This is a genomic window from Micromonospora sp. NPDC050495 (assembly GCF_040655175.1).
GTDB lineage: Bacteria > Actinomycetota > Actinomycetes > Mycobacteriales > Micromonosporaceae > Micromonospora.
Genome location: NZ_JBFAJK010000033.1, coordinates 65,531 through 72,731 on the forward strand (window position 1 = coordinate 65,531; position 7,201 = coordinate 72,731).

General features: G+C 75.2%; 7 protein-coding genes and 1 riboswitch. Of the genes, 3 read left to right on the top strand and 4 right to left on the bottom strand.

Annotated features, from left to right (window positions below):
* Positions 1 to 2 precede the first annotated feature (2 nt).
* A complete protein-coding gene (locus tag AB0I11_RS25515; RefSeq protein ID WP_357325455.1) occupies positions 3 to 1,403 on the bottom strand; it encodes an FAD-linked oxidase C-terminal domain-containing protein in 1,401 nt (466 codons plus the stop codon).
* Positions 1,404 to 1,460: 57 nt separating this feature from the next.
* Here AB0I11_RS25515 and AB0I11_RS25520 point away from each other — a divergent pair, with 57 nt between their 5' ends.
* Positions 1,461 to 1,787 (top strand): DUF4031 domain-containing protein, encoded by a 327-nt coding sequence (locus AB0I11_RS25520; RefSeq protein ID WP_357325457.1) that lies wholly within the window; start codon positions 1,461 to 1,463, stop codon positions 1,785 to 1,787.
* 114 nt (positions 1,788 to 1,901) lie between these two features.
* On the opposite strand, the gene AB0I11_RS25525 is transcribed toward AB0I11_RS25520, so the two are convergent.
* On the bottom strand, positions 1,902 to 2,543 hold the full coding sequence (locus tag AB0I11_RS25525) for a metal-dependent phosphohydrolase (RefSeq protein WP_357325460.1): 642 nt from the start codon (positions 2,541 to 2,543) through the stop codon (positions 1,902 to 1,904).
* 66 nt (positions 2,544 to 2,609) lie between these two features.
* On the opposite strand from AB0I11_RS25525, the gene AB0I11_RS25530 reads away from it, so the two are divergent.
* Entirely contained in the window at positions 2,610 to 3,869 is a 1,260-nt protein-coding gene (locus tag AB0I11_RS25530) for an FUSC family protein (protein WP_357325463.1), read from the top strand.
* Between the two features lie 21 nt (positions 3,870 to 3,890).
* On the opposite strand, the gene AB0I11_RS25535 is transcribed toward AB0I11_RS25530, so the two are convergent.
* Positions 3,891 to 5,153: an aminotransferase class V-fold PLP-dependent enzyme gene (locus AB0I11_RS25535; protein ID WP_357325465.1), complete on the bottom strand. Its 1,263-nt coding sequence runs from the start codon at positions 5,151 to 5,153 to the stop codon at positions 3,891 to 3,893.
* A gap of 50 nt (positions 5,154 to 5,203) precedes the next feature.
* A riboswitch (SAM riboswitch) is annotated at positions 5,204 to 5,324 on the bottom strand.
* Between the two features lie 23 nt (positions 5,325 to 5,347).
* On the opposite strand from AB0I11_RS25535, the gene AB0I11_RS25540 reads away from it, so the two are divergent.
* Complete coding sequence (locus tag AB0I11_RS25540; RefSeq protein WP_357325468.1) at positions 5,348 to 6,829, top strand: PrsW family intramembrane metalloprotease; 1,482 nt, start codon at positions 5,348 to 5,350, stop codon at positions 6,827 to 6,829.
* Positions 6,830 to 6,856: 27 nt separating this feature from the next.
* Here the strand turns inward: AB0I11_RS25540 and AB0I11_RS25545 are convergent, their stop codons facing one another.
* Complete coding sequence (locus tag AB0I11_RS25545; RefSeq protein WP_357325471.1) at positions 6,857 to 7,024, bottom strand: hypothetical protein; 168 nt, start codon at positions 7,022 to 7,024, stop codon at positions 6,857 to 6,859.
* Between the last annotated feature and the right edge of the window lie 177 nt (positions 7,025 to 7,201).

Sequence of the window (7,201 nt, forward strand, 5' to 3'; positions counted from 1 at the left end):
GGTCAGCACACCTTGCCGGGGTTGAACAGCCCCGCCGGGTCCAGCGCGGCCCGGATCGCCTGGTGCACCCGGACCCCGACCGGGCCGATCTCCCGGGCCAGCCAGTCCCGCTTGAGCAGGCCGACCCCGTGCTCGCCGGTGCAGGTGCCACCGAGTTCCAGCCCCAGCCGCATGATCTCGTCGAAGGCCCGCCGGCCGCGCGCCACGCTCGCCGGGTCGGCCCGGTCGACCACGATGTTCGGGTGCATGTTGCCGTCCCCGGCGTGCCCCACCACGCCGATCGGCACGGCGCACTCCTCGGCGATCCGGGCCACCCCGTCCAGCAGCGCCGCGAGCGCCCCGCGCGGCACCGCCACGTCGTCGATGACCAGCCCGCCGTTGCCACCGGGGAAGGCCTCCGCGGCGAACCTCTCCATCGCCGGGTGGGCCAGCCGGCGGGCCTGGAGCAGGGCGGCCGCCTCGGCCGCGTCGGTGGCCGCGTAGACCTCGTCGGCGCCGGCCGCCGTGCACACCTCGGCGAGCCGGGCCAGGTCGGTGGCCGCCCGGGCGCCGGTGTCCACGGCCGCCAGCAGCAGCGCCTGCGCGTCGGTGCGCAACCCCATCGGCCGGTACGCCTCGATGGCCCGCAGGTGGGTCTGGTCCAGCAGTTCCAGCAGGCTGGGGGTGAGTCCCCGTTCGGCGATCCCGGCCACCGCGGTGCCGGCCGCCGCCGTGGTGGGAAAGACGGCGACCAGGGTCAGCGCCTCCTCGGGCGCCGGCCGCAGCGCCAGCGTGACCTCGGTGATCACCCCGAGGGTGCCCTCGGAGCCGACGAAGAGCCGGGTCAGGTCGTACCCGGCGACGCCCTTGGCGGTGCGCCGGCCGGTGCGCAGCACCTCACCGGAGGCGAGCACCACCTCCAGGCCGAGCACGTACTCGGTGGTGACGCCGTACTTCACGCAGCACATGCCGCCCGCGTTGGTCGCCACGTTGCCGCCGATGGTGGAGGACTCCCAGGAGCCCGGATCCGGCGGGTACCACAGGTCGTGCTTGCGGACCGCGCCGGCCAGCGCCGCGTTGACCACGCCGGGTTGCACCACGGCGATCCGGCTCACCGGGTCGATCTCCAGGATCCGGTCCATCGCCACGGTGCTCACAAGCACGGCGCCGTCGACCGCGTTCGCCGCCCCGGCCAGCCCGGTCCGCGCCCCCTGCGGCACCAGCGGTACGCCGTGCCGGCCGGCCGCCCGGACCACCGCGGCGACCTCCCCGGTGGTCCGGGGGCGCACCACGGCCAGCGGCATGCCGGCGTCGCAGAGATCCGCCTCGTCCCGCTGGTGGGTGCGGAGCAGGTCGGGGTCGGTCAGCACCGCGGCGTCACCGAGCGCGGCCCGCAGATCGTCGAGGACGGGATGGGCGGCCATGCCGGGAAGGCTAGGCCGACCCAACGTGATCATCAACCGGGCGTACCGTTGCTGGTCGTGCTCTACCTGGACCGCCCCTCGGTGCCCTGGCGGGGCCGGCTCTGGTCGCATCTGATCAGCGACGTGTCCTACGCCGAACTGCACGCCTTCGCCGAGGCGCTGGGCGCACCCCGACGCGCCTTCGACCGCGATCACTACGACCTGCCCGCCGACCGCTTCCCGGTGGCCGTCTGGCTCGGCGCCCAGGTCGTCGCGCCCCGCGAGATCGTCCGCCTCCTGCGCACCGCCAACCTCCGCCGCCCCAAACACCTCACCCCCACCCCCATCCCCACCCCCACCCCCACCCCCGCTTCCGCGATCAAGGAGTTGTGGTTCCCGGTTTGAGGCGATTCGCGGCTTTCCTCCGGTGCCACAAGTCCAAGATCGGCGAGGGGTGGGGGCGGGGGCGGGGGCGAGGGGGCGGGGCGAGGGGAGCGAGAGGGTGGGGGAGGCCAGGGGTTATGGGTGGGGGAGGGTGGTTAGTTCGCGGGTGAGGTTGGCGCGGGCGGGGGCTTCCCAACGGGCGTGGAGGGCCGGCAGGCGGTAGAGCGCGGGCAGGGCGAGCAGGTGGGCGAGGACCTGGCCGCGACCGGCGCGGAAGGCGGGCTCGGGGACGTGGGCGTACTCGCGGCGGACGGCGGCGGCGTACCGGTCGTAGCGGTCCGGCGGGGCGGCCAGGATCGCCAGGTCGGCGTCGCAGAGCAGGGCGCCGTCCGGGTCGTCAGCGGCGACCGTGTGGTCGGCGGTCAGCAGCACCAGCCGGCGTACCTCGGTCACCGCCGGGGCCGGTAGCCCGGCGCCGGCGAGCAGCTCGCCGGCCAGTTCCGCGCTGGCCCGCTCGTTGGCGTCGCCGCCGGCCCGGGGGTCGTAGACGGCGTCGTGGCACCACGCCGCGAGCCGGACCAGCTCGGGGCGGCGGGCTGACCCGGCGTACCCGTCGACGACGGCCAACACGGCCCGCAGATGGGGCAGGGCGTGATAGTGCCGGTGCGGCTCCCGCCAGCCGGCCACCAGCCGGGACCCCGCCCGCGCCACGCCCGCCGGGTCGGCCGCCCCGGCCGCGTACGCCGCCGCCTGCCACCGGTCGATCAGCTCGTCCACCCGGTGCAGTCTGCCGCACCGCCGCCCCGGCAGGATTCAGCCCTGACCGGGCGGGTAGTCCCGCCCATGGCCGGGGACCGACGATCGCCGTTTCTGCGGCGTGCGCCGCTGCGTGAAGGACTGGTCGACGTGGACGGGCCCCGGGTCACCGAGGCGATGGAGCAGCTGCGGGAGCGGAGCCGGGCCACCCTGCACGACCGGCTGCACCGGGTGCGGATGGCCGCCGGCCTGGCCGTGCAGGCGGGCCTCGCCGCCGGCCTCGCCTACCTGATCTCGCACCGGCTGCTGCACAACCCGCAGCCGGTGTTCGCGCCGATCTCCGCGGTCGGCACCCTCGCGGCCTCCGTCGGGCAGCGGTTCCGCCGGACCGTGGAGCTGATCGTCGGGGTGGCGGTCGGGGTGGCCGTGGGCGACCTGCTGATCTATTTCCTCGGCACCGGCGCCTGGCAGCTGGCGCTGGTGGTGACCGCGGCGATCCTGCTGACCATCTTCGCCGGGGCCAGCGTGGCCATCGTGATCCAGGCGGCGGCCACCGCGGTGCTGATCGTCACGCTCAGCCCGTCCACCCAGAACCTGGAGATACCCCGCTTCGTCGACGCGTTCCTGGGCGGCGGTATCGCACTGGTGGTCACCGCGATCCTGCTGCCACTCAACCCGCTCCGGGTGATCAACCGGGCCGCCCGGCCGGCGTTGGACCTGCTCGCGTCGCAGCTCGACAGCTGCGCCGAGGCGCTGCGAAGACGGGACCGGCACGCGGCCCAGCAGGCGCTGCACCGGTTGCGGGAGAACAAGGAGGAGCTGGCCGCGCTCTCCGAGGCGATCGAGGGCGCCAAGGAGACCATCACCATCTCCCCGGCCCGCTGGCACCGGCGCAACGAGCTGACCCACTACGCGGAGGCGGCCGACCCGATCGACCGGGCGATGCGCAACAGCGGCACCCTGATCCGCCGCTCGGTCACCATCATCGAGGACGAGGAGCCGATCCCCGAGCCGATGGTCGACGCCATCGCCCACCTGGCCGAGTCGGTCCGCCTGCTGCGGCACGAGTTCGCCGTCGGGGAGGAGCCCGAGCAGGCCCGGGAGCGCTCGCTCCGCGGGGTCAGCGAGGCCGGCCGGGCGTACACCGAGGGGGTGGGGTTCTCCGGCAGCGTGGTGATCGCCCAGGTACGCACCACGGCCAGCGACCTGCTGGTGGCCTCCGGGATCGACCAGGAGGAGGCGAACCGGCTGGTCCGGCAGGCGTTCGGCGACAAGGAGCAGCGCAGCGGCGAGATCACCGAGCAGAGCCCCGCCCCGAAACCCCCCACCGCCCCACCGGTCGGCTGACCCCACCCCTCCCGGGACCGGTCAGGCCAGCGTGGCCAGGGCGGTGAGCAGGGCGTCCACGTCGGCGCGGGTGGTGCCGAGGCCCAGGCTGGCGCGCAGCGCGGTGGGCGGCAGGTCGGTCCGGCCGGCGCGGGCGGCCGCCTCGGTCAGCAGCCGGCGAGCCAGCGGGTGGGCGCAGAACAGGCCGTCGCGTACCCCGATCCGGTGCGCGGTCGCCAGGTGGGCGGCCACCTCGGCGGAGTCCCGGCCGGCGACCACGAAGCTGACGATGCCCACCCGGGGCGCGTCCGGCGCGAAGGTGCGCAGCTCCAGCACGTGCGGCAGGGCGGCGATGCCGTCCCGCAGCCGGGCCAGCAGGGCCTGCTCCCGGGCGTGCAGCGCGTCCCGGTCGGCCTCGGCGAGCGCCGCGCAGACCGCCGCGAGGGCCACCGCGCCGAGCAGGTTCGGGGTGCCCGCCTCGTGCCGGGCCGGGCCGGTGGCCCAGCGCACCTCGTGGGTGCCCGCGCCGACGTGGCTGGTGGCCCCGCCCCCGGCCAGGTACGGCGGGGCCGCGTCCAGCCAGTCGCTTCGGCCGACGAGCACGCCCGCCCCGAACGGGGCGTACAGCTTGTGCCCGGAGAGCGCCAGGTAGTCCACGTCCAGCGCGGCCAGGTCGACCGGGGCGTGCGGGGCGAGCTGGGCGGCGTCCACCAGGATCCGGGCGCCGTGCCGCCGGGCCACCCGGGCCAGCTCGGCCACCGGCCAGCGCTCCCCGGTCACGTTGCTCGCGCCGGTCACCGCGACCAGCACCGGCAGCCCCGGCCGGGCGTCCCGGGACAGCTCGCCGAGGGCCGCGTCGAGGGCGCGTACCGCCCCGCCAGGGCTCTCCGGCACCGGCAGCCGTACCGAGCCGCGCGGCCAGGGCAGCAGGTTGGCGTGGTGCTCGCCGGCGAAGGTGACCACGGTGGTGCCGGCGGGCAGCGCCCGGGCCAGCAGGTTGATCGCGTCGGTGGTGTGCCGGGTGAAGATCACGTGATCGTCGGGGCGGGCGCCGAGGAAGTCGCCGACCGTCTGCCGGGCCCGCTCGTAGGCCAGCGTGCAGCGCCGGGACAGCGCCCCGGCGCCCCGGTGCACGCTGGCGTACCAGGGCAGCAGCTCGGCCACCGCGTCGGCCGCGGCCCGCGCGCAGGGTGCGCTGGCCGCGTGGTCCAGGTTGATTTCCCCCGGTACGCCGAGCACGCCGAGCGGGTCCGGCCGGGTCGGCGGCGGCAGGGTGGGCAGCGAGGGTACGAGGGTGACGGTCATCGGCCGAACCTCCCGGGTCCAGGGGACCCCGGGGGATGGTACCGGGACGGGGTCCGCGCTTGCCCAGCACGCCGTTCGGGCTGGGCCCGGTCATCACCCGGGGCACCCCACCGCGAACTCGACGAGGGTTGCCGGCCAGCAAGCCGGGGCTTGACGCTGGCGCTCGTGACCTGCCCGGCAGCATAGCGGCCGCGATGCGGCCGGACCAGAGGGGCCCGGGGAACTACGCTGACGGCATGCCCGACACCCCGCCCGGCGGAGCCCTTCCGCCGCCGCCGACCGCGCCCGCCGCCCCTCCGCCGGGGCCGGCGACCCCCCGGATGCCCCTGCGCCGGGTGGGCTGGCGGCGGTTCCTGGCGCTCGCCGGCGTGGTGCTGCTGATCGCCGCCGGCGCCGTGTTCATGGTCTTCACCCTGGGCGAGAGCCTGGGCGCCGAGGCCCTGCTGGTCGGCGTGATCGCGGCCATCCTGCCGGTGCCGGTGCTGGTCTCCTGTTTCCTCTGGCTGGACCGGTACGAGCCGGAGCCGCTGAAGTATCTGATCTTCTGCTTCGCCTGGGGCGCGTTCGTCTCGACCGCGATCTCGCTGCTGGTCAACGAGACCGGCGCGAAGCTGTTCCAGAACTGGGGGCTGCCCAGCGCGCTGACCGCCGTGCTGGTGGCGCCGTTCATCGAGGAGTTGACGAAGGCGGCCGGGCCGATCCTGCTGTTGATCTTCCGGCGGCGCGAGTTCTCCGGGATCACCGACGGCCTGGTCTACTGCGGGCTCTCCGCGGTCGGCTTCGCCATGGTGGAGAACATCCTCTACCTGGGTGGCTACGGCTACCGCACCGGTGTCGAGGAGTACGGGCCGGCCACCGGGGCGCAGCAGGTCATCGCCATCTTCATCGTCCGGATCCTGCTGTTCGGCTTCGCCCACCCGCTGTTCACCTCGATGACCGGCGTGGGGCTGGGCGTCGCCGCCCGCAGCGCCGACCGGCGGGTCCGGCTGCTCGCCCCGATCGCCGGCCTGCTGCTGGCGATGATGCTGCACGGCACCTGGAACCTGCTGCCCTCGCTGGCCGTGGCCACCGGGCAGCCGGTGATCGTCCTGTACGGCTACATCGGCGTGATGGTGCCGATCTTCTTCGGCATGGTCGGCCTGGCCGTCTGGCTGCGGGCCTGGGAGGGGCGGCTCACCGAGCGGACCCTGCCGGACTACGTCCGGGCCGGTTGGCTCACCCCGCCCGAGGTGGCCGCCCTGGGCAGCCTCGGCCGGCGGCACGCGGCCCGGACCTGGGCCCGGCGGGTGGCCGGCGACGGTGGGGTGAAGGCGATGCGCGGATACCAGTTCGCCGCCACCCGGCTGGCGCTGCTGCGCGACGGGATGCGCCGAGGGCTGGACCGCAAGCCGGCCGAGCGGGACCGGACAGCGCGGGAGGAGCGGGAGTTGCTGGACGCGATCGGGGCGTACCGGTCGTTCTTCGTGGGCCGCGACCCGCAGGCGCCGCTGGGGGTGTGGGACGGGCACCGCTACCACCTGCGTTTCCCGGACGGGTCGCAGCGGGCGGTCGAGGCGCCGGACGAGCCGGTGGTGCCGATCCCGGTGGTGCTGGCCCCGCCGCCGCCCCCGGTCGGTCCCGGCCCGGCCGGCTGGTACGGCCCGCGCCCGGCCGCGCCCTGGTCCCCGGGCGGCTGACCGCCCGGGCCGCGCCCGGGACCGGGGTCAGCTCATCAGGCCGGTGAGGAAGTCGCCGAAGCCCTGGAAGATGGCGACCAGGGCGGCCCCGATCCCCTTGAACAACTGGGCGGCCCCGTCCGGCCGGAACGCCATGAAGTAGATCAGGAACGCGACGAATCCCCAGCTCAATATCTTCTTCACGACTACCGGCATGATCCCCTCCCCAGGGCGCTGAGGTGCCTGGGCTTCCCGCCGGGCGGCGGAGCAAACGGCACCCCGGGGGCAGGGGTCTAGAGGCAACGCCGTTCAGTTAGGTCGGTGGCTCGCTTGTCAAGGTTCGTTGGTGATGACGTCGATGTTGGTGGTGGCTTTGTAGGTGCGGCGGTCGAT

Coding starts and splice junctions, on each gene's coding strand:
- AB0I11_RS25545 (WP_357325471.1), bottom strand. CDS start 7,024: ATGCCGGTAGTCGTGAAGAAGATATTGAGCTGGGGATTCGTCGCGTTC.
- AB0I11_RS25540 (WP_357325468.1), top strand. CDS start 5,348: ATGCGGCCGGACCAGAGGGGCCCGGGGAACTACGCTGACGGCATGCCC.
- AB0I11_RS25535 (WP_357325465.1), bottom strand. CDS start 5,153: ATGACCGTCACCCTCGTACCCTCGCTGCCCACCCTGCCGCCGCCGACC.
- AB0I11_RS25530 (WP_357325463.1), top strand. CDS start 2,610: ATGGCCGGGGACCGACGATCGCCGTTTCTGCGGCGTGCGCCGCTGCGT.
- AB0I11_RS25515 (WP_357325455.1), bottom strand. CDS start 1,403: ATGGCCGCCCATCCCGTCCTCGACGATCTGCGGGCCGCGCTCGGTGAC.